General features: G+C 55.5%; 18 protein-coding genes and 1 pseudogene. 14 read left to right on the plus strand and 5 right to left on the minus strand.

Going from position 1 to position 21,359, the window contains the following annotated elements; all coding sequences use genetic code 11:
- Positions 1-253: 253 nt before the first annotated feature.
- Positions 254-2,203: a fructose-specific PTS transporter subunit EIIC gene (locus tag EKM97_RS09995; protein WP_125572269.1), complete on the minus strand. Its 1,950-nt coding sequence runs from the start codon at positions 2,201-2,203 to the stop codon at positions 254-256.
- A 3-nt stretch (positions 2,204-2,206) separates the two neighbouring features.
- The gene (pfkB, locus tag EKM97_RS10000) at positions 2,207-3,142 is read right to left on the minus strand and encodes a 1-phosphofructokinase (RefSeq protein ID WP_125572270.1); all 936 of its coding nucleotides are present in this window, start codon (positions 3,140-3,142) and stop codon (positions 2,207-2,209) included.
- A 112-nt stretch (positions 3,143-3,254) separates the two neighbouring features.
- Here pfkB and EKM97_RS10005 point away from each other — a divergent pair, with 112 nt between their 5' ends.
- The 3 genes from EKM97_RS10005 to EKM97_RS10015 all read left to right on the plus strand — a co-directional run bounded on the left by EKM97_RS10005 (position 3,255) and on the right by EKM97_RS10015 (position 5,562).
- Entirely contained in the window at positions 3,255-4,004 is a 750-nt protein-coding gene (locus tag EKM97_RS10005; RefSeq protein WP_225419264.1) for a MurR/RpiR family transcriptional regulator, read from the plus strand.
- Between the two features lie 44 nt (positions 4,005-4,048).
- Positions 4,049-4,999 carry a thymidylate synthase gene (locus tag EKM97_RS10010; RefSeq protein WP_125572271.1) on the plus strand — a complete coding sequence of 317 codons (951 nt, stop codon included), beginning with the start codon at positions 4,049-4,051 and terminating at the stop codon, positions 4,997-4,999.
- Positions 5,000-5,073: 74 nt separating this feature from the next.
- The gene (locus EKM97_RS10015; RefSeq protein WP_125572272.1) at positions 5,074-5,562 is read left to right on the plus strand and encodes a dihydrofolate reductase; all 489 of its coding nucleotides are present in this window, start codon (positions 5,074-5,076) and stop codon (positions 5,560-5,562) included.
- Positions 5,563-5,724: 162 nt separating this feature from the next.
- On the opposite strand, the gene EKM97_RS12225 is transcribed toward EKM97_RS10015, so the two are convergent.
- Entirely contained in the window at positions 5,725-5,835 is a 111-nt protein-coding gene (locus EKM97_RS12225) for a putative holin-like toxin (RefSeq protein WP_125572273.1), read from the minus strand.
- A 235-nt stretch (positions 5,836-6,070) separates the two neighbouring features.
- On the opposite strand from EKM97_RS12225, the gene EKM97_RS10025 reads away from it, so the two are divergent.
- From EKM97_RS10025 to EKM97_RS12230, 7 genes are all read left to right on the plus strand, one after another.
- On the plus strand, positions 6,071-7,606 hold the full coding sequence (locus EKM97_RS10025) for a Ppx/GppA phosphatase family protein (RefSeq protein WP_225419265.1): 1,536 nt from the start codon (positions 6,071-6,073) through the stop codon (positions 7,604-7,606).
- Complete coding sequence (locus EKM97_RS10030; protein ID WP_125572275.1) at positions 7,603-9,795, plus strand: RNA degradosome polyphosphate kinase; 2,193 nt, start codon at positions 7,603-7,605, stop codon at positions 9,793-9,795. The genes EKM97_RS10025 and EKM97_RS10030 overlap by 4 nt, the downstream gene beginning before the upstream one ends.
- Positions 9,795-10,784 carry a Ppx/GppA family phosphatase gene (locus EKM97_RS10035; protein WP_125572276.1) on the plus strand — a complete coding sequence of 330 codons (990 nt, stop codon included), beginning with the start codon at positions 9,795-9,797 and terminating at the stop codon, positions 10,782-10,784. The genes EKM97_RS10030 and EKM97_RS10035 overlap by 1 nt, the downstream gene beginning before the upstream one ends.
- A gap of 370 nt (positions 10,785-11,154) precedes the next feature.
- Positions 11,155-12,102, plus strand: coding sequence for an NAD(P)-dependent oxidoreductase (locus EKM97_RS10040; protein ID WP_125572277.1), 948 nt, complete (start codon positions 11,155-11,157; stop codon positions 12,100-12,102).
- 18 nt (positions 12,103-12,120) lie between these two features.
- Complete coding sequence (locus EKM97_RS10045) at positions 12,121-12,960, plus strand: metallophosphoesterase family protein (RefSeq protein ID WP_225419266.1); 840 nt, start codon at positions 12,121-12,123, stop codon at positions 12,958-12,960.
- 109 nt (positions 12,961-13,069) lie between these two features.
- Positions 13,070-14,053 (plus strand): DUF1002 domain-containing protein, encoded by a 984-nt coding sequence (locus EKM97_RS10050; protein WP_125572278.1) that lies wholly within the window; start codon positions 13,070-13,072, stop codon positions 14,051-14,053.
- A 165-nt stretch (positions 14,054-14,218) separates the two neighbouring features.
- Complete coding sequence (locus EKM97_RS12230) at positions 14,219-15,796, plus strand: L,D-transpeptidase family protein (RefSeq protein ID WP_225419267.1); 1,578 nt, start codon at positions 14,219-14,221, stop codon at positions 15,794-15,796.
- A 95-nt stretch (positions 15,797-15,891) separates the two neighbouring features.
- Here the strand turns inward: EKM97_RS12230 and EKM97_RS10060 are convergent, their stop codons facing one another.
- Together EKM97_RS10060 and EKM97_RS10065 are read right to left on the minus strand one after the other, a co-directional pair.
- Positions 15,892-17,403, minus strand: a complete 1,512-nt coding sequence (locus EKM97_RS10060) for an ArnT family glycosyltransferase (RefSeq protein WP_164507521.1) — start codon at positions 17,401-17,403, stop codon at positions 15,892-15,894.
- Between the two features lie 171 nt (positions 17,404-17,574).
- Entirely contained in the window at positions 17,575-18,084 is a 510-nt protein-coding gene (locus EKM97_RS10065) for a YbhB/YbcL family Raf kinase inhibitor-like protein (RefSeq protein WP_125572280.1), read from the minus strand.
- Positions 18,085-18,249: 165 nt separating this feature from the next.
- Here EKM97_RS10065 and EKM97_RS10070 point away from each other — a divergent pair, with 165 nt between their 5' ends.
- The 4 genes and pseudogenes from EKM97_RS10070 to EKM97_RS10085 all read left to right on the plus strand — a co-directional run bounded on the left by EKM97_RS10070 (position 18,250) and on the right by EKM97_RS10085 (position 21,157).
- Entirely contained in the window at positions 18,250-19,203 is a 954-nt protein-coding gene (locus EKM97_RS10070) for a hypothetical protein (protein WP_125572281.1), read from the plus strand.
- Positions 19,204-19,273: 70 nt separating this feature from the next.
- Positions 19,274-19,870: pseudogene (locus EKM97_RS10075) on the plus strand (TMEM175 family protein).
- A 14-nt stretch (positions 19,871-19,884) separates the two neighbouring features.
- Positions 19,885-20,358: an NUDIX domain-containing protein gene (locus EKM97_RS10080; protein ID WP_125572282.1), complete on the plus strand. Its 474-nt coding sequence runs from the start codon at positions 19,885-19,887 to the stop codon at positions 20,356-20,358.
- Entirely contained in the window at positions 20,312-21,157 is an 846-nt protein-coding gene (locus tag EKM97_RS10085) for a DUF72 domain-containing protein (protein ID WP_125572283.1), read from the plus strand. The genes EKM97_RS10080 and EKM97_RS10085 overlap by 47 nt, the downstream gene beginning before the upstream one ends.
- Positions 21,158-21,359 lie beyond the last annotated feature (202 nt).

A 21,359-nucleotide genomic window follows, 5' to 3' on the forward strand; every position in this document is an offset into this window, starting at 1 on the left:
GTACACCGCCATTTTCGTTAGGAGCGGGATTTTGCCGGCGGGTTTGCGGCAAAATCGCCAGTGGAAGACAGCGCAGCTGGCTGGAACGGTCCCACGCACACCCTTCCCGGGAGCAAAGCTAATCCGGCCCAGTTCCGACCTTCGGTCTAACCACTATTTTCAATTCCTGCATCCTTGCGGATGAAAGTTTCGTGACTCACGCTGACGGACAACGGCAGCCCCTACCATTTGGTAGGGGCTGTTGTGTTAGAAACTATTCTTTGAATAAGGTCAGAATCTGCATCGGTGTGTGCGCCGCTTTGAGCTGCTTGATGAAGCTCTGGTGGGTCAGGAGCTTAGCCGTGTTGCTCAGGTAGTGCAGGTGGTCGCCGTTGTCATGTTCAGGAATCAGGAAACTGATCATGGTGTCGACGGGCTGGTTGTCGAAGGTCTTCCATTCGACAGGCTGCTGCAGCCGTACCACCATCATCGCGGAGCGCTTGATGCTGGCGTCCTGGGCGTGTGGGATGGCGATGCCTTGTTCCATCCCCGTTGACCCTTCGTCTTCACGCTTCAAGTACTTTTGGTAAACCGCATCGGCATCGGTGGCGATGCCGTTCTTCACAACGAGTTGTGCCAATTGTTTCAATGCGTCATTGCGGTCGGTCGCGGTCATGTCGAGGACGATGTTGTCCGTGTCGATGATGTCGCCGAGACCGTTGTCGACATCAGTGTTGCTAGTTTCTGGTTGTGCAGCTGCTTCAGGTGCGATGGCGGCAACTGCATCGTCACCGGTCAAACCGGCGAGGGAGACGGAGTTCTGGGAAACGCCGTGCTTCTTTGCGGAGTGGCCAGCGATGATGGCCAGCAGAATCCCGGAGACGGCGGAACCAATCAGAATGTAGACAACCCAGAGGATTGGGTGGTTAACCAGTGGCAGGATGATGAAGCCACCGTGGGGTGCAGGGACCTGAATTTTGCTCATGTAAGTCAGAATTGCGGCAACCGCGGACCCAATCATGAAGCTAGGAATATTGAGTAGCGGGTTCTTCGCCGCGAACGGGATGGCCCCTTCGGTAATGTGTGTGGAACCGAGCAGGAAGTTAACGTAACCGGCACTGCGGTCATCCTTGTTGTAAGCCTTAGGGTTGAGCAAAACGGCAATCCCAGTTGCGATTGGTGGTGCGATGCAGGCTGCGGAAACGCCAGCCATGAAGAAGGCGTTGCCTTGAGCCAGGAGGGCGGTACCAGTCAGGTAAGCCGCCTTGTTGATTGGGCCACCGAAGTCAGAAGCACACATGATCCCAACGATGAGACCAAGAACAATTGGGTCGGAGTTCTGCATGCCCTTCAGGAAGCTCATCATGCCGGTGTTGATGCCAGCCATTGGCTTGGTGATGACCCACATAATCATGCCGGCGATAAAGACCCCTAATACGGGATATAGGAAAATTGCTTTGAGACCACGGAATTCTTTATCAGGCAATGGCTTGAGCAGGTGCTGGAGCAAAATCACCACGGCACCGGCAACGTAACCACCAACGATACCGCCGAGGAAGCCAGTCCCACCGTTGAGGGCGATCATCCCGACGGCGAAACCAACAATTAAACCACTACGCTTGGCGATGGCTTCAGCGATGTACGCACAGAGCACGGGAACCATCAGGTTCATCGTGTAACCACCGATAGTGTTCAGCATGGCTGCGAAGGCGTTGAACTGCACGCTCTTTGGGTCGGCGGAGTAAATGCCCCAGAAGAAGGAGATGGCGGTCAGCACACCACCAGCCACAACGACTGGCAACATGTGCGAAACACCGTTCATCAAACTGGTGTAAACCAGGTGGCCGAGGCCGGTGCCGGACTGCTTAGCGCCGCCGGCTGCCTTGGCCTTGGTGCCCTCTTTGTAGATTGGGGCGTCCTTGGCGAGGGCTTCGTCAAACAATTTGCCGGGGTCCTTGATTCCGGCTGCGACGGGCACCATAATCACTGGCAAGCCCGCAAAGCGGTCGGCATCAACGTCGATGTCAGACGCCACGATGACGGCCTTGGCGTTGTCGATTTCTTCCTGAGTGAGGGGGTCGTCAACCCCGGTTTGCCCGTGGGTTTCCACCTTGATGGTCAGCCCCCGCTTTTTGGCTTCTTGTTCGAGTGCTTCTTGCGCCATGTAGGTGTGCGCAATCCCGGTCGCGCAACCGGTGGCGCCGATTAAATCATACTTAGCCATAATTTATTCTCCTTTCACGTGCAATTCGTTAACTTGAATCTGCGGCAGCAGGTCATCCAGCTGCTTGAAGTCGGTCACCCACGCGCTGCGGGCCGTGTCGCTCCCGGCAGCCAAGGCGTAGCGCAGATTCTCCTGCGGCGTTTTGCCTTGCACCAGCCCAGCGATGAAGGTGCCGAGCATCGTGTCGCCCGCGCCCGCGGTGTTGAGCACCTTGATGGTGGGGGCGTTGCCCTTGTAGACGTGCTCGCCGATGAAGATGGCACCGGCGCCGCCAAGGGAAATCAGAATGTTTTGCGCCCCGCGCTTTTGCAGGTCGCGGCCGAGGGCGATGAGCTGTTCTTCATCGACGTCGGCGGGTAAATCGTACCAACTGGCCAGTTCGGCGTTGTTGGGTTTGATGAGGTAGGGGTGGTACTGCAAGGCGTCCAGCACTTCCGGATAGGACGTGTCGATCACGAACTTGAATTGCTGCTTGGCAGACATGGCGCCGAGCTTTTGCAAAATGTCGGGGGCGATGCCCTTAGCAAAGCTACCCGAGATGACCAGCACGTCATCCGCTGTGAGTTTGGCGATGTGCATCAGCAGGTCGTCCAGACCGGCTGCGGAAACTTCCGGTCCCGGGTTCACCTGCTTGAATTCGCGGTCGCCGTCCTCAACGTGGGTGAAGACGTTAATGCGGGTGATGCCGCCGGTGTCGATGAAGTCGTTGGCGATGCCGGCGGCGCTGAGTTGCTCGCTGATGTAGTTCAGCGTGAAGCCGCCGCCAACGCCGAGGGCTTTGTTCGCAACACCAAGGCGTTGTAGAATAAAGGAAACGTTAACGCCCTTGCCATTGGCTTGAACGTCGTATGAATGAGTGCGGTTGACAACACCCTCGTCGAGGCGGGGTGTGTCGATGAATAAATCAATTGCGGGATTAAGTGTTAAGGTGTAAATCATTGTTATCTCCTCCTGCCTACCCTCTTAGGTTAACGCAGCTGGAGTTGTAAATGTTTTCTAAATGGCAACGCTTACCGGCAAAATTACGAAAACCTGTACAGGAGGGCTCATCTTGGGAAAATTCAGTGCCAGCGAGCAGTACGTGGTGAACCTTGTGAATAAAGAGCGCAGCAAAATCATGCAGATGTCAATTGTCGAGTTTGCGGATTTTGCTAACGTTTCCACCGCCACAATTGTGCGGACGATGAAGAAGATGGGCTATAGCGGCTACACTGACTTCCGGCACTCGCTTGGCAGTAGTAATAGCCACGAGCCCGCCGTCCTGCGTGCCGCCGACGAGAACATTCGCCGTGTGATTACCGCTAACCAGCGCGAGGTTGAGGAGACCATCAATCTGCTCAACATTGGGACCATCGAGGATGGTGTGCAGCAGATTGCTGGGGCTAGCAGCATCTACATTTTTGCCCGCGGCTTGTCCGAGATGATTGCCGACGAAATGTCGCTGAAGCTCCAGCTATCGGGTAAGTACACGCAGACCTTGCACGACCCTAACATCATCATGACGCTCGCCAAACGCGTGCAACCTGATGCGTGCGCCATCTTCATTTCACTGAACGGCGAAACAGCTGAACTCGTCACGGCCGCCCGCAGCTTGCACGAAAACGGCGTGCCGGTCATCACGATTACGACCAATGGTGAAGCACCGCTGACCAAGTACACCGATATTTTGTTCACCGGCTATAAGTCGGATGATTCCTACTTCCCGCACTACGAGGTGCACTCGCGCCTACCGGTACAGGTCATCAGCCGAATTCTGCTGGATTCGTACGTCGTGCGCATGCGCGAGAAGCACGACCGGTAATAACTTGCTATACTGTTAACAATTAATCGAAGGAGGACGCGCGCTTGCTCGAAACTGCATACCTAGATTTGGCCCGCAAAATCATGACGGAGGGTCACTACAAAGGCGACCGCACCGGAACCGGCACCCACAGCATCTTTGGTTACCAGATGCGCTTTGACCTTAGCGAGGGCTTCCCGCTACTGACGACCAAGAAGGTACCTTTTGGCCTTATCAAGTCGGAATTGCTGTGGTTCCTGCGTGGCGACACTAACATTCGCTTCCTGCTCCAGCACAAGAACCACATCTGGGACGAATGGGCGTTCAAGAAGTGGATTGAGTCTGATGAGTATACCGGCCCCGACATGACCGACTTCGGTCGTCGCAGTCTTGTTGATGCCGATTTTGCCAAGGAATACCAGCTGCAAAAGGCCAGTTTCGACCAGCGTATCCTCGATGACGACACCTTTGCGGCTAAGTATGGCGACCTGGGACTGGTGTACGGCAGTCAGTGGCGTGCCTGGCAGACGACGAAGGGTGATACCATTGATCAGCTCGGCAACGTGATTGCCGAAATTAAGCGTAACCCAGATTCCCGCCGTCTCATTGTCAGCGCCTGGAACCCAGAAGATGTGCCGACGATGGCGCTGCCGCCCTGCCACACGATGTTCCAGTTTTACGTGAATGACGGCAAACTCAGTCTGCAATTGTACCAGCGCTCCGGGGATGTCTTCCTCGGCGTACCGTTCAACATTGCCAGCTACGCACTGCTGCTGAGCATGGTGGCGCAGGTGACCGGACTACAGGTGGGGGAATTCATCCACACCCTGGGCGACGCGCACATCTACACCAACCACGTGGCGCAAGTGAAGGAACAACTCAGCCGCACGCCGAACCCGGCGCCCAAGCTGTGGCTCAATCCTGAGTGCAAGGAATTGAGTGACTTCACGATGAAAGACATCAAGCTGGAAGGCTACGAACCGCAGGCGGCTATTAAGGCACCGGTGGCGGTTTAAGCAGGCGAACACACGGCAAAAGGGACCATTCATGCGTGAATGATGTCTTTAACGGGGATGACGGAGGACAAGACATGATTGCATTCGTATGGGCGCAGGACGCTAATGGCATCATCGGTAAAGATGGCAAACTGCCATGGCACCTGAAAGACGACCTGCAATACTTCAAGCAGCGCACGCTCAATCAAATTGTGGTGATGGGCCGCAAGACTTTTGCAGGAATGGGCAGCCGGCCCTTGCCAAAGCGCACCAACGTGGTGCTGACGCGCAACGTGGCTTACACGGCTAGCGGGGCGACGGTGCTGCACAGCCGCGCGGAAGTGCTGGCGTTTGCGGCCAAGCAGCCCGAGCGTGACCTGATGATTATTGGGGGCAGTCAGGTGTTCAAACTGTTTATGGATGACGTCGACACGCTTTACGTCACGCGCATCCGTGGTGAGTTCGCCGGTGATACCACGATGCCGACCGTGCCGTGGGCGAAGTTCGAACTCGTCGATAGTGAGCACGTGGCGATGGCAGACCCGCAGCTAGTGCATGATTTCGAGACGTGGCGGCGGCCGTAATATGGCCGCGCGTGACGCAACAATGAAGGTACAGAAAAAGGACTGGTGCTGGGACACCAATCCTTACGTCAACTAGCCACTTTGGTGGTGACGCACAGACTTACAACGAGATTTAACCCGCTATAAGGCCCTGCATGGCCAAGGCGGGCTTTTTTGTGCGCGCTACCGCTTGATCTTGTTGATCAGCAGTACAACGAACGTAAGCAGGGCGAGGACAAATGTCCCGCCCGCAAACAAAACAATCAGGGCCGAAACCCTACCCCTAATGGCCATTTTGCATTGACAATTGGCAGTACCATTGGTGTGGCGGTGGTATTGGCGAAAAGTTTTGCGTGAACGAATATGGTGATAGCTTATAAAGTCACGATGATTTGGCACTTGCAATAAGCAGTACAGATGTTTTCATCTTTTGAATATGTGTGGATGATATTTGCATGCCAGACATCACTGTTTTGCGCAGCTCTGAAAACGGTTAGCTTATGGTATTATGGAGGCAAAGAAAGGGCTGGTGATTGTTGTGACGGAAACGAATCAGGGACTGGTCGTTGTTGAAAGCCAGGGGGTAGCTTTCAGCATCACGAATCCCAAGGACTTACACAAAATCGAGACGGGTACCTATCCCGTCCCCGTCGGTGAGGAGATTTTCAGCTCCCACCTGCTATCACCATTACTCACTGCTGCACTCCAAGATGCACTGCTCGCGGTGAAACAGGTTTTCGCCGATTACGGCGTAACTGATTACGCCACTTACGGCGGGCAATCGTTTTTCGAAGCGGACAACGCCGACTTCGTGCGCGACCAGTTGTTCAACCGTACGGGGATGTGGGTGCACAAGCTGACCGTGCCAGAAGAAGCCTACCACCGCACCAGCGCCGTCATGCAGAGCTTCCCGCATTTTGACAAACTCAGCCAGGATGGCACCGTGCTGGTCAACGTGGGTGGTGGGACCGTGGAACTGATTGCCTTTAACAACGGCACCTTCAGTTTCGCCCGCAACCTCAACCTGGGACCACTGCGCGTGTTTGAAGATCTCAAGGACGTGCAGCGCTCCGCCGATAACTACGTCGACATTCTGCGTGAGTTTATCGACAGCCGCCTGCTGGACTTCCTGCGCCTGCTGCCGCAAAAGCACGACTACAAGCACATGATTCTGATGGGCAGTGCGCTGCGCCTGCTCACGCCAATGTGGCCGAAGCTGGACAAGCGGCGCCTGCAGCGCAGCGATTTCCGGGAGATTGTGCGGCAAGTGACGCGGGCGTCGGACCAGTTTTTGAGCAGTCAGTATGGCATTGACCCGGACCTAGTGAGCCAGGTGCTGCCGACGATGACGCTACTTAACCAGCTGGTGCGCAAACTCGACCCGGACGCCATCTGGATTAGCAACTTGCGCCTTATTGACGGACTGGAAGTCAACCAGGCGATTGAGAGTGGTAGCCACGCCGTGAAGTTCGACCCGACCGAGGAGACCATCGCCAGTGCGCTGACCTTGTCGAATTGGTACCACGTCGACGAGAAGCACCGCGACACCACCGTCACCTTTGCGCTGCAACTGTTTGACCGTTTGCGTAAACTGCACAAGCTGGGTAAACGTGAGCGCCTGCTGCTGGAAACCGCGGCGCTTATTACCGACATCGGCAGTTACATCGATACGCACTCACATGCCCAGAACAGTGAGTACATCATTAATTCCTCGGACATCATGGGCTTGTCCAGCCGCGAGCTGGCCATCGTGGCGACCATTGCGCGTTACCACACCAGTGCGACGCCGCAACTGGATATGTCCGCACTGAAGAGCTTCGGGGGTGCCGACCGCCTGATTGTGGCCAAACTCTCCGCCATTTTGCGGGTGGCCGATTCGCTGGACACGTCGCGGCGGCAAAAGATTGATAACATCAGTGTCTCCATGCGCGGCGAGCGCGTCACCATTACCGCCAGCACGCACGAGAATTTGGAGCTGGAGAAATGGACGCTGGGCCAAAAGGGGCGCTTCTTTGAGGCGGTCTTCGGGATGCCCGTCCGGCTGAAAGGAAGGAACACGCAATGAGTAAGAAAGCATTTAGTGATCACAAATATTTTACGAACCGCGAGTTATCCTGGATTGCCTTTAACGACCGGGTGCTCGAGGAGGCGCGCGACAAGGAGAACCCCCTGCTGGAGCGTGTGAAGTTCCTCGCCATTACCCAGAGTAACCTCGACGAATTCTTCAATGTCCGCGTGGCCTCCCTGCGCAAAATGGTGTCGGTGGACTACGTGAAACCGGACGCCGCCGGCATGATGCCGACTCAGCAACTGAAGGCAATTGGGACCGATGTACACGCGCTGGTTGAAAAACAGTACCGCACTTTATCGCGTTCCCTCTTGCCGCAACTCGCGGGGAAGGGCGTGCGTCTCTTGGCAGCGGGTGAACTGTCTGACGAACAGCTGGATTTTGTCGACGACTACTTCCACCGCGAACTCTACCCAATTCTGACGCCACTGGCCGTGGACGTGTCGCGGCCGTTCCCGTTCCTGGCGGATGGCAGTATGAACATGGCCGTGCGCCTGATTCGCGCCGGTGAGGAGGACAAAAAGGACCGTTCCTTTGCGACCGTGCAGATTCCTGATGGTGTGCCGCGGGTGCTGCACCTGCCAGGCAAGAACCTCGACTTCATTTTGCTTGAGGAAATCATTCGCCACTACATCGGCGAATTGTTCGTGGGTGCGCAGATTCGCGAGACCGCGATGTTCCGCGTGACCCGCGACATGGGGCTGGACGTTGACGAAGAAGACGCCTCGGACCTCATGACCGAGATTCAAGATCAGCTCAAGAAGCGTGAACGCGGCCGCGTAATGCGGCTGGAAATCGAAGCAACGATGAGCAAAAACCTGGAGCGCTACCTGCTTAAGCAGATGCACATCGATGCTGAGGACGTGTACGCCATCAACGGGCCCATTGATTTGTCCTTCTTGAGTCAACTCGTGAAGGGCGTGGGTGACAAAATCGGCGAACGCTTCCCGAAGCAAGTGCCATATCTGCCGCACGTTTTTAAGGAAGATTCGATTTTCCACATCATTCGCAACCAGGACGTGTTCTTGCACCACCCTTACGACAGTTTCCTGCCGGTTGTGGAGTTCATTCACCAGGCCGCCATCGACCCGCAGGTACTGGCGGTCAAAATGACGCTGTACCGTGTGTCTAGCAAGTCGCCAATCATTAAGTACCTGAAGCAGGCCGCCACGAACAGCAAGCAGGTTACCGTTTTGGTTGAACTAAAGGCACGCTTTGATGAAGAGAACAACGTGCACTGGGCCAAGGAACTAGAGCGTGCCGGCTGTCATGTTATCTACGGACTGGTCGGATTGAAGACCCACTGTAAGTTGGCACTGGTTGTGCGCCGCGAAGAAGACGGCATTCGGCGCTACATGCACATGGCGACTGGGAACTACAACGATGTTACTGCGCACTTCTACACCGACATGGGCCTGTTTACCGCCAACCCTGAAATCGGGGCTGACGCCAGCAACATTTTCAACATGCTCAGCGGCTTCAGTGAACCCCCATACTTCCACAAGCTGGTCATTTCGCCAATGCGCATTCGTGATTTCTTGAGTGAACGCATTGATGACGAGATTGCTGCGGCCAAGGCGGGGCGCAAGGCCTTTATCCAGATGAAGATGAACTCACTGTCCGACCCGCACATGATTCGCAAACTTTACGAAGCCAGTGCGGCGGGCGTGCACATTCATCTGATTGTGCGGGGGATTTGCAACCTGAAGGTCGGTATCAAGGGCGTTTCCGACAATATTGAGGTGCACTCGATTGTCGGCCGTTTCCTGGAACACAGCCGGATTTACCATTTCTACAACGATGGCGACGAGCAGGTCTTCTTGAGCTCGGCCGACCTGATGACGCGCAACCTATCGCGGCGGGTGGAAGTGCTGTTCCCAATTCTGCAAGACGACATTAAAGAACAGATTATTCACATTTATCAGTTAATGTGGGAAGACAACGCCAAGACGCGCATTCTCCAGCCGGACGCCAGCTGGCAGCGCATTGACCGTCGCGGCCGGACACCGCTCAACGTCCAGGAATACCTGGTGGCGCACGCAAAAGACATGGCGGATGCCCTGCTGACAAGCGCGGTTGATCCCGATGCCGAGGTCAAACCCGACATCAGCAGTCGCGGCCCGCGGCATTTTGCACCACTCCGGCCTAGCCAGCCGCTCGACGACGATGAAGGAGACGAGGACTAATGAGTCATTTTGCAGTCATTGATTTAGGAAGTAACTCCGCGCGCATGTCCGCGTGGGCAATTGACGAGGCCGGCGATTACACGCCGGTGCTCAAGCTTAAGGAAATGGTACGCTTGTCCGAAGGGATGGGCGCCGAACGGATTCTCAAGGAACCTGCTATCCAGCGCACAATTGACGCGCTCAAGAGTTTCAGAGAAGAGGCAGACAAGCTCCCCGACCTGACGATTAAGGCATACGCCACCGCGGCAACGCGCCAGGCGCGCAACCAGAAGCGCTTCTTGAAGCGCGTCAAGGAAGAGTGCAACATTGACATCGAGGTCATTCCGGGCACCAAGGAAGCCGAGTTTGACTACCTGGGTGTTATCAACACCTTGCCGGTTCAAAATGCGCTGATTATGGATACCGGCGGTGCGTCCACTGAACTGATTTTGGTGCTCAACGGTAAGATGACCAACCTCATCAGCATTCCGTTTGGGTCCGTGAACCTGTCCGAGCGCTTCGTGCACAGTGATCCGATTACGGCCAGCGAGCTCTTCGGTCTCATGACCGCGGTCAACCGCACCTTCAACGGCATCTGGTGGTTGCGCAAGGCGCAGAATTTGCCACTGATTGCACTGGGCGGCTCCAACCGGACGCTCGCGAAGATTGAGCGCCGCAAGGAACACTTCAAGAACTTTGAAGAAATTCACGGCTTCCGCATGTACGCCCCAGAGATTAACAAAATTTTCAGTGAAATCCTGGATGCGGATCTGGAGCAGCGCAAGGCGATGCCAGGTCTGTCCAAGTACCGGGCGGACATTATCGTTGCGGGCTTAATTCCCGTGGTCACGATGATGCGTTACAACGACGTCGACCGTCTGATTTTCTCGCAGAACGGGCTGCGTGAAGGTGCCCTCTTTGAACACCTCAATGGTGTCCACAAGCTACTTGGCGGTGTGGCCACCGAGGTGCCGGGGATGGAAGAAGACGTGCCGGACGAAATCAAGTAGGCTGCGAAAAAGGCTGCGGACCAGGACGGGTTGACCCGGTCGTGTAAGGGCACCTGGGTGTAAATCCCGGGCTTAGGATTTATGCCCAGGTGCCCTTACACGTTGAGGGTCAGTCCTAGGGAGCGCGACTAGGAAAAAGGCTGCGGAAAAGGGCGGTTAGAACCCGTTGTACAAGGTAGGGACGACGGAAATCCCGAACTTAGGATTTCTGTTGGCGCTGCCTTGTACGTTAGGGTTCTGCCCTTTGGAGCGCGACTAGAAAAAGGCTGCGGACCAGGTCGGGTTGACCTTCCTCTAAACACACAAGCAATTCAGCAACGCGGCCCGCACATGCAGTGCGGCGCTGCCATACATACACGAGGTGAACATCATGCAGATATATGCAGCATTCAAACTTCAAGATGAACAACTCCAGCAACTAGAAGCGGCAGGCCACACGGTGCTTACACCGCAAAATTTTGACCTAAACGCCGCAACGCAAACCGTGGACATCGTCTACGGCTGGGACGACAACGCGCGGGCACTGATCACCGCACCGAACCAAGTGCAGTGGGTGCAGACCATCTCCGCTGGGGTTGATTACCTGCCGCTGACAGAACTGGCGGCGCAGCACGTTCAGGTAACCAACACCAGTGGCATTCACGCCCGGCCAATTGCCGAGTCGGTCCTAGCCTACTTGCTGGCGTTTGGCCGCGGGTTGCAGGCGAGTGCGCAAACGGCACCTGGACAATTGTGGCCAACGGATTCTGTGCGCAAGCAGATGTTCACGCTGGCAGACAAAACGGCAGTCATCTTTGGCACTGGGCACATTGGCCGCACGATTGCGGCGCTTTTGCAGGGGCTTGGTGTGCGCACTTTGGGCGTCTCGCGCCACGGTCGCCCTGCAGAAAATTTCGACGAGGTCACTGATGATGCGGGGACGGCGGCCGTGCTGGCGCGTGCGGACTTTGTCATTAACGTGATGCCGCTGACCAGTGCAACCAAGCTGTTCTTCAATGGTGCGCGCTTTGCCCAGATGACGCGCCACCCGCTGTTTGTGAATGTCGGTCGCGGCCCGTCAGTTGATGAGCCAGCACTGCTCAACGCACTCAATGATGGTCAATTACGCGGCGCGGGTTTGGACGTGTTTAAGGATGAACCAGTACCTGCGGATTCGCCACTTTTACGGCATCCCCAAGTGATTGTGACGCCGCACGTATCCGGCACGGTGGACCACTTGCGGCAGGCGGTGTTCGCGATTTTTGCTGAGAACTTGCGCAGTCTTACCGCAAACGGTGCGCTCTCGCGCAACCTGGTGGATTTACAAGCGGGATATTAACTGAGGAGGTGGCTGGTCGTGACGACAACGCGCACCATTGCAATTATTTCAGATCTCCACGGCAACTTGACGGCCACCAAAGCTGTGCTCGCGGACGCCGCCGCGCAGCAACCGACCGATTACGCCGTACTGGGTGACCTGCTGATGCCCGGTCCCGGCGCCGCGGCAATTATCGATGCCGTGCGCGCACTGCACCCGCTGGTGTGGCTGAATGGCAACTGGGAGCAACTGCTCTACGCCACGGCGGACGGCATGGGCGACACTGCCCGGCCCAACCACGTGTATTTTGCACGGCTGGGGATGTACACGCTCGCGCATTTGCGGTCGGAGCAACTGGCGCTGATGCGCCGCCATCCCATTAGTCAAAACATCGTGGTCAACGGCGTGCATATTGGTTTTGCCCACAACGAAATGGACATGGCTTCCGGACATGACCTGTATCCGCAAATGCCGCAGGCGGACCTTGACCGTCAGTTTGCGCCGGGCCAAGATCTGTTTGTGTATGGGCACATCCACCAGCAGATTATGCGCACCAGCTCCAAGGGCCAGATGGTGCTGAACCCGGGTGCCGTTGGGCAGCCTTATAGCCCGTGGCGGCGCCTGATGCTCGACCAGCGCGCCTGTTACGCCCTGCTGCGCATTGATGCGGCCGGACGGTGCAGTGTCGAGTTCCGCAAGGTTGAGTATGACGAAGATGCCGAAATCCAGCTGGCGCGCGCTAGTGATTTGCCATACTTGCCGCTGTACCGTCACTTGCGGCGCACCGGGCGCACCATTACCCACAACCAGCGCCTGCTCGGTCTCATTAATGCACAGTACGGCTACGATGATGAGGTGCGCCGGCATTTTCAAATGTGAACGATTGCGTAGGATTTGCTTAAACCCGTTATTTTCTGCGCTCACCAGTCAGGAGTTTGCTACAATTAACGCATCACGTATGATGCAATTATGATTGGAGAAATTAATCATGAAAAAGTTAATGAGCGCGGTATTCGCACTACTCTTTGCCGCCGGCTTGGCTGGCGCCCACGCGGTGCATGCGGCGGACGATTCGGCCTGGGACAAGCCGGTCGTGACACTGGGATCGTCCCTAACGGATGCACAAAAGCAGGGGACGGAAAACACGCTGACGGCGAGTCTGAATGGGGGCACCTTCGACACCTTGACGGTCAACGGGGACACCCTCGTCAAGTACCTGAACCCTAGCGGCAGCAACTTCACTTCGAGTTCAGGCGTGTGGTCCAGCGCGATGGTCAACAAGACGGCTAACGGCGGGATTAACGTTCACATTTTGGATTACAACGGGGTGAACAATATCACGACCATTACCGCCGATCAGTACCGTAACGCGGCCGTAACAGCTGGGGTTAGCAACGCTGACATCTACATCACCAGTGCGGTGCGCATTGACGGCTCTGGCGCACTAGCTGGGGTGTACGCAGCTTTTGCCGAACACGGACAGACGCTGAGTTCTTCCCAGATTGCGGCGGCGCAAAGCGAAGTTAGCACCTTGTCAGGCATCACGCAGGCCAACAAGAACGAAGATGGTTACAGCGACAAGCAGCTTAATAACGCGGTTGCGGGGATGAAGAAGGACATGGCGAGTCAGTCCAACAATGGGGAGCAAACCCTGTCCCAGAACCAGATTGGGAACATTGTGGACAGCCAGCTCAAGAACAACAATCTCGGCACCATCATCAACAACAACCAGCGCACGCAGATTATCAATCTGCTCGTCAAGATTCAGAGCTCCGGTGCGCTGAAGAACAGCGACTTCAAGGCGCAAGCAAGTAAGCTCGCCAGCTCCATTCAGGATTCTGCGAAGGGCCTGTTCAGTAAAATCAAGAGCAGCGTCAACAGTGAAGAAGGCCGCAATTTCTTCCAGAAGATTCTGGATGCCATTAGCAACTTCTTCAGTAGCCTGATTTCCTGGGTTCAGAGTTTATTCTAATTGTACAAGAGCAAACACACGTCTCTGGCGTGTGTTTTTTTATGTCCAAACTAAGTTAAGTTTAAGCAGGAATAATTGCGCGGTGACTTAGTGGCAGGGGTGCCCTATGCTGTGCTAAAATGCTGGAGTACGAAGTTATTATTCGATTGGAAGAGGTAGAAAATTATGGTACGAACGAGTCTTTTTAGACACCTCAGTGCGGTAGCGGCCGCACTGGCAGTTCTGACGGTCGGTGGCGTGACGACAATGGCTGCGACAGACGCAAACTCAGCGTCGAGCAGCAGTGCAGCAAGTGCTACTGCCAGCACCGCAAGTTCTACTAGTTCCAGTGCACAGTCGGCTGCAGCCAGCAGCACAACTGCAGCATCTAGCAGTCAGACGACGGCAAGCAGCAGTTCAGCAACGACCAGCACGAGCACTGCCAAAACGACGACAGCGGCCACACCGGCAAGCAAGACGGTCATCAGCGGCGTTGTAACCAAGAAAGGCACCGTGAAGCTGCCAACTGCCACCTACCTGCAGGCAGGTCCTGGTAAGGGCTACAAGGTGCTCAAAACTCTGAAGGCTGGCAGCAGCTGGAAGTATTTTGCCTACCGCGACTACCAAGGCCGCAATTGGTATGATCTTGGCAACGACCAGTGGGTTGGTGTCAGCAAGACGGCTAAGCCTGCCAAGGCTACATTGAGTGGTGTGACCAGCAAGAAGGGCACGGTCAACATCACCGTGGCCCTCAAGTTGCAGGCGGGTCCCGGTAACGGCTACAAGGTCATCAAGACCTTGAAGGCCGGTTCTGCTTGGAAGTACAGTCAGGTGCGCAGTTACCAGGACAAGACTTGGTACAACCTCGGCGGCAACCAGTGGATTGGCGTAAAAGCTGGGCAGACCAGCAGCGTGTCCGGTGTTGTTAGCAAGTCCGGGACGGTTTACTTCAACACCGCGCTGAAGTTGCAGGCCGGTCCTGGCAATGGCTACAAGGTGCTCAAGACCCTTAAAGCCAACTCTTCTTGGAAGTACAGCCAGGTGCGCAGTTACCAGGGCAAGACTTGGTACAACCTTGGCGGCAATCAGTGGGCTGGCGCTAAGTCCGGTCAGACTGGCAAGAAGAGCCTGGCCGGTGTTGTCAGCAAGAAGGGCACGGTCCGTTTGAATGCCAACATCAAGTTGCAGGCCGGCCCTGGTAATGGCTACAAGGTCATTAAGACCCTGAAGTACGGCACGAGCTGGCACTTTACTCAGGTGCGCAACTACCAGGGTAAGACCTGGTACAACCTGGGCAATAACCAGTGGGTTGGTGTGAACAAGAACATCGTTGACTGGCGCGGCCCGAGTGAAGTCGACAAGGCTTACCCAAGCACCAGCAAGTACCCACACATGTGGATTAAGGTTTCCCTGGCTAAGCAGCGCGTTTACCTGATGAACGGCAACAGCGTGCTCTACACGATGCTTTGCTCCACAGGTCGTCCTGGTGCCACAACCCCTAAGGGCACATACTACATTCAGGCAGAACGCGGCCCCGTCTTTGGCGGTAGCCTCGGCGGTGCGCGTTACTACGTTTCCTGGAAGGACCACGGCGTTTACCTGTTCCACTCCGTACCAATTAGTGGTAGCGGCGCTTACCTCGCCAACGAAGGGGCACTACTTGGTAAGGTTGCCCACTCCCACGGCTGCATTCGGTTGACCGTTTCCGATGCTTACTGGATGTACACCCACATCAAGTACGGCACTAAGGTTGTGATTTACTAAGACCGAATCGAGATGCGCTTAGTTTCTGAACGGCAATAAAATAGCTCCCGTTTAACCATCACAGGTTGAACGGGAGCTATTATTTTGTTCAAAAGTTAATGTTTCTTCAGCAGGTTTGCTGACAAGAGAGGATTGCGACCCGCATCAGTCGGACGCAAGCGCTCCGCCAGTGCCGCGATACCGAGAGCGGCGAGCACCATGACGCATGGCATGATGAAGAAGCGGTAGCGCATTTGCACTTCAATCAGCAGGTGCGCCGTAATGTAACCGAACCACAAGATGATGAGTAGCGTGGCGTTGCGATCCAGTCCATCAGTTAGACGCCAAGGGTTGAGGATGGCAAACAGTCCGCCGGCAAAAGCCAGGAACAAGACGAGCCATTGTAGACCTTGGAAGTAACGCCAGGACTGGAGCTTTTGCGTCGCGTTCTGCGGGTTAATGGCGGCTTCTTTGTTGTTGACGGCCCATTGGTAGCTGGTATCAATGCTGGTCCACATGTAGCGGAACTTGATGTTAAACAGGCGCAGCAGGGATTTCTTGTCGCGCAGTTCCTGTTTAATGATGCGCTTGTTTTCGGCAGAACGCGCCTTACCGATTGGGTACTTAGCAACTTGCTCATCGCGGGCTTTCGAATACATGCCGCCGGTGGCGACGTTGAGCCCGGTAACCAGTTTCCAGCTCGGGTCGCGGTTAATGAGCTTGTACGGCGCCGTGCCAGTAGCAGTAATGGCGAAGTTCGCCGTCGCCATCGTGCCGCCGTACGCACCAACAATCAAGGCGATGTAGACGAGCGGCTTGACCCACGCCCGCCGGCCTTTTGCGGTACCACCGAACATGTAAACCAGGTAGAACAGAATGAGTGCAACCAGAATTAGTGAAGCCAGGGGCCGCAAAATGTTGCCGAGGCCGATTAGGATGCCGGCGCCCGCTGCGGCGCAGAGCCACCACCAAGAGGTGGGCAGACGCTTTTGACCCTTAATCAGTAGCCAGAGGCCGAACATGTAGAACATCGTGGCTGGCATCTGGTTGGTGAGGACGCTACTCATGTAGATGAAAGGCACGAAGGTTGCGCACAAGTAAGCCGCCAGCAGGCCGCTGCGCCAGTTGAACAGTTCCTTAGCCAGCAGGAAAACCGCGCCGATGGTGGCGGTGCTAACGAGGACGTTGACGATTTGCAGGTTCAAGACGGCACTGGTGACCAGCTTCATGAGCCAGCCTTCGTAAATGGCGAACCCGTTCTGGTATGGCCAAGTCACGAAGAAGGGCTTTTCAAAGAAAGGCTTGTAACCCAGCGAAAACTTGTAGGCCGCATCGTAGAAATGCCAGAAGTCCAGTGAAGGGTAGCTGCGAGTTTGTAGCGTCCAAAACAAACGGATGCCAAAACCAAGCGCGAGAATCACAACCAATGCTGTGATGCGGACAAACTTGGTGTTCGGCAAGTAAATAATCAGCGCAATGCCGGCGAGAAATGCGAGCAGGGCAATGATTGCCGAGAACGCGAAAGGCAAGCTAAAGGCGTTCTTCGCGCTAATTAGCAATAGGTAGAGTGTAATGAGCAGACCGAATCCGAGGAGAAAAAGGTTGGCTGCTTTGCGAATGTATGACATGTGGGGGTTCCTCCAGAATAACCGCGCGTTACTGCACGGATTGCCCACTAATATTACCATAGTCGGCTGGATGCGGCGGGATTACGCGCGGAACTTAAGAAGTGACGCGCACATAAAAAAATCGTCAGCCTTTTTCTGCGCGGACTGACGATTTTTGTTAGGACATTCACATTACGCGCGGCTCGGCACTTCCAGCTTGGCCTCTGCCAGCACGTGGCCCTTAAGTGCGTGACGCAACTCATTGAGGTAGAAGCCTTCGTCAAGTGGCAACATCGCGTCCAGAGCGTAAACCGTCAGGGTGTAGTCGTGCGTGCGGTCCGGCGGCTGAGGGCCCACGTAACGACTGATGATCTCTGGATCGCTCGCACCGACATAACGACTGACGTTGGAGTTGTGGCCCTGGGTGAACTGACCCGCGAGTTGGCGACTGGCGTCATCGGGGATGAGCTTCATCGTTCCGTCGATGTTGGCAGCCAGCCAGTGGATCCAGACGAAGCCGGCAACGGGCGTGGAGTCGAAATCGACGAAGGTCAGGGCATAACTGCGTGTGCCGGCTGGAGCGTCCTCAATCGTGATGGGGAAGCTGTGAACGGGCTTGCCGCTGTACACGTCACTACCCGCAGCGTACTTACCATATTGATCTGGCAGCAGGCCGTTTTCAAAAGGGACTTTAATCTGCATGTGCGTTTCCTCCTAGTTAACTTGTTTGTTAAGGTATATTATCCTCCGTTCGTTATGGACAAGGCAAGCGGGCTGTCCAAAAGGGGGTGCTGTTTAATGAAGATGAGCGGTACAATGGTAATTAATAGTAAGGTGGCAAAGGCCACTAATAAGGGAGATTAACCGATGGCTGAATACAGTGAAGCAGTCGCAGAACTGCTAGCAAAAGTAAACGAGGGCTTCGAGCAGCCGCTCACAATTAAAGTGGGCGACGAAGCCAGTGGCATTTTGCGGAACGAAAACGCGGATACGACCATGGATGAAGATGGCAATGGCACAATTGACATCAAGGATGCGACGAACGTCAATTACACCTTGAGCCACGAATTGCTGCACATTTTGCTTCGGGAACTGAACTACCCAACCACCGGGACCGCGGTGCACAGCCCCGACAATGAGTATGACCAGCAGATGCGGGCCATCGCCGGTGCGCTGGAAGCTGGTGTTGTGCACACCATGGTTGCTGGCTGGCAGGGTGAGAGCGGTTTGCTGACCGAAGACGTGTTGAAGGCGGTTCGTGCCGGTATCGAAGCAGATACACCGGACGAAACTGATGAAGAAGATGATGGTGAAGTCCTCACCCGCATCTTCAACCTGCTGGACGGCCTCGTTGTGCTCGGCGGTCCGGAAAGTGACTATGTATCTGCGTGGTACACGAAGTACCCTCGGGCACTGAAGGCGGCTAGCCACTTGTGGCAGACCATTCAGGAAACCGACATCACCGATGCGCGCGGTTATCGTAGCGGCATCGTCAAGATGTTTAAGGCCTTCAACGAAGCCCTTAGCGACCAGGGTATCAACCTGGATTTTGCCGGCTTCATCTGCGTAACACCGGTCTTCTCTGCGCGCCAGTTGCGGCTGAAGCTCAACCAGCTGTACCTCCTGCAAGACAGTGTCTACATTAGCAACAAGCCCGACACGCAGGCCTACGCAGCGCTGGGTGTGAACGATGACCAGTGCGCCTTCGTCCTCCAGCTGACTGAAAAGGAAACGCAGCCGGAAAACTTCCAGGCGCTCTACCAAAAGCCTATGCAAGAAGTGCTCGATGAGTACGGGATTGGCTACAGCGAACGTAAGTAGACCAGGCTACGCAGCACCAAATCAAAAGCTTAGGGGGAACTATGGGGGCTTCTGAAACGGAGGAAATCGCATGTCCGAATCACGCTTAGTTGCCTTCACCGATGGCGTTATCGCCATCATCATTACCGTGATGGTCTTGGAATTCCAAGCACCACATGCGGCCAGCTTCAATGCACTATGAGCGATGCGCCATGATTTTGCTATCTACCTGGTGTCGTACCTGCAGTTGGCTGTTTACTGGGTAAACCACCACCACTTATTCCAAGTGGTGGATAACGTCTCCAGTAGTATTTTGTGGGCGAACATTTTAGCTTTGCTCGTGATGTCCTTTTACCCATTTGCAACCGCGTGGATGGGGGAGAACCAGCTGACAGCACTTGTGCCGGCCTTGTTCTACGGCCTTGTCAACTTGCTGGCCAACGCCGCTTGGTGGCTGCTCGTCCAGACTTTGATTAACGATAACCGCAAGCAAGGCCATGATACGCGCCTGCTGCTGGCAAACCGGCGCAAGACGATGCGTAGCGTGGCGGCCAATGTGGTCGGCATCGGTGCAGCGTTCATCTGGCCACCACTCGTGATTGTGGTCGATGTGCTGACCATCGCATCTTGGGCACTGCCCGATCGCCGAATTGAGCGACACTTGCAGCGCCGCAAACTGAGCAAATAAAGGAGGGGTAGAACGTGAAAGATTACACTTTAATCGCCTTGCAAACGCCCGTGGGGGTTGTGGCCATTAACCGCCGCAAGGTGCCATTCCGTGGTATGTGGAACCTGATTGGCGGCAAGGTCGAACCTGGCGAGCAGCGGCTGACTGGTGCCGCCCGCGAGACCTTTGAAGAAACCGGCGTGCGCTTGGATGAAGCGCGTTTCACGGAGCTAGGCAAAATGGATTGGGTCATCGACGACCAGTTGGTTGGCACAATCTACCTCTACAGTGCCGTCATCGGTGACGAGTTGCAGCTACCGCGGATGACCCGGGAGGGCTTGCTGGCTGCACTCGATCCTGACTGGCTGGCGTTGCCGGATAATCAGGGTTCAATCCCCGACATACATGCCGTCTTGCCACTAATGATGAGTGGCAAAACAGGCATGCAGCTGACGGCCCGTTATGCTGGTGATGATTTCCTCGAACTTACGGCGCAAGCTCATGATTAGCATCGGACTTACGGGCTTTACCGACCACCCTGAAATCACGGGGAAGGGTGGCGGCCTGGCCGAATACGCGCAGAATTTCCCAATTGTTGAGATTGATACCACAGCGTACGGCATTCGCAAGCGCTCTGTGTTTGCGGACTGGCGGGCGCAAGTGCCGGCTAACTTCCGTTTCATTGTGAAGGCGACGCGCCTGATGACACGCCACCAACACGTGAACGAAGCCACGCTCATTCAGGAGTTTGCACTGTTTGCCGACAGCATTGAACCATTGGTTGTGGCTGGTCAGTTGGAACAGGTACTCTTTCAATTTCCACCGCGTTTTGGTGCGAATGCCCGCAACGCGCGCTACTTGGCGCACTTGCGGAAACTGCTACCGACGCTGCCCCTTGGTGTTGAGTTGCGCAATTCCTCTTGGTTCGCCCCGAGCATGAAGGCCAGCACCTTGGAATTGCTGGCCGATGCGCACATCACGAACTTCGCCGTCGACGAGCCGCAAGTACCAGGTGGCAGTATTCCCTTCGTGCCGGTGCCAGCCTATGGCGACACCTTGTACGTGCGCCTGCACGGACGCAACCGGCAGGGCTGGATCAGTGGCGCGCGGGAAGTGCGCACTGATTACGACTACAGCGATGAGCAATTGCGCGAAATCGCAACGGCATGCGCTGGCCGAGCGGAAAACATCTGCTATATCTTCAACAACAACGCCGGTCACGCGGCGGCACCGAATGCCCTGCGCATGCAGGAAATTCTCGGCGTTCAGTTTGCGGGACTGGCACCGAAGCAACTAGACTTGTTTTAACAGAGCGTAGCCGAGCGTTTAGAAGCTGAGGATTAACGGGTTTCGGCAATGAGGGCGGGTTATGCCCTCGTTGGCGGAACGTGTTAACCGCAAGCTTCTGCTCGGCTCGCATCATTCGATCATTAAACCTGGATTATTCATAGAATTTCAAAAAAGCAGCGCAATCCCATGATTCACACGGGACTGCGCTGCTTTGGTGTTT

The sequence above is a fragment of the Lacticaseibacillus songhuajiangensis genome (assembly GCF_003946025.1).
Lineage (GTDB): Bacteria > Bacillota > Bacilli > Lactobacillales > Lactobacillaceae > Lacticaseibacillus > Lacticaseibacillus songhuajiangensis.

Coding starts and splice junctions, on each gene's coding strand:
- EKM97_RS09995 (WP_125572269.1), bottom strand. CDS start 2,203: ATGGCTAAGTATGATTTAATCGGCGCCACCGGTTGCGCGACCGGGATT.
- pfkB (WP_125572270.1), bottom strand. CDS start 3,142: ATGATTTACACCTTAACACTTAATCCCGCAATTGATTTATTCATCGAC.
- EKM97_RS10015 (WP_125572272.1), top strand. CDS start 5,074: ATGATTGCATTCGTATGGGCGCAGGACGCTAATGGCATCATCGGTAAA.
- EKM97_RS12225 (WP_125572273.1), bottom strand. CDS start 5,835: ATGGCCATTAGGGGTAGGGTTTCGGCCCTGATTGTTTTGTTTGCGGGC.
- EKM97_RS10030 (WP_125572275.1), top strand. CDS start 7,603: ATGAGTAAGAAAGCATTTAGTGATCACAAATATTTTACGAACCGCGAG.
- EKM97_RS10035 (WP_125572276.1), top strand. CDS start 9,795: ATGAGTCATTTTGCAGTCATTGATTTAGGAAGTAACTCCGCGCGCATG.
- EKM97_RS10040 (WP_125572277.1), top strand. CDS start 11,155: ATGCAGATATATGCAGCATTCAAACTTCAAGATGAACAACTCCAGCAA.
- EKM97_RS10050 (WP_125572278.1), top strand. CDS start 13,070: ATGAAAAAGTTAATGAGCGCGGTATTCGCACTACTCTTTGCCGCCGGC.
- EKM97_RS12230 (WP_225419267.1), top strand. CDS start 14,219: ATGGTACGAACGAGTCTTTTTAGACACCTCAGTGCGGTAGCGGCCGCA.
- EKM97_RS10060 (WP_164507521.1), bottom strand. CDS start 17,403: ATGTCATACATTCGCAAAGCAGCCAACCTTTTTCTCCTCGGATTCGGT.
- EKM97_RS10065 (WP_125572280.1), bottom strand. CDS start 18,084: ATGCAGATTAAAGTCCCTTTTGAAAACGGCCTGCTGCCAGATCAATAT.
- EKM97_RS10070 (WP_125572281.1), top strand. CDS start 18,250: ATGGCTGAATACAGTGAAGCAGTCGCAGAACTGCTAGCAAAAGTAAAC.
- EKM97_RS10085 (WP_125572283.1), top strand. CDS start 20,312: ATGCTGGTGATGATTTCCTCGAACTTACGGCGCAAGCTCATGATTAGC.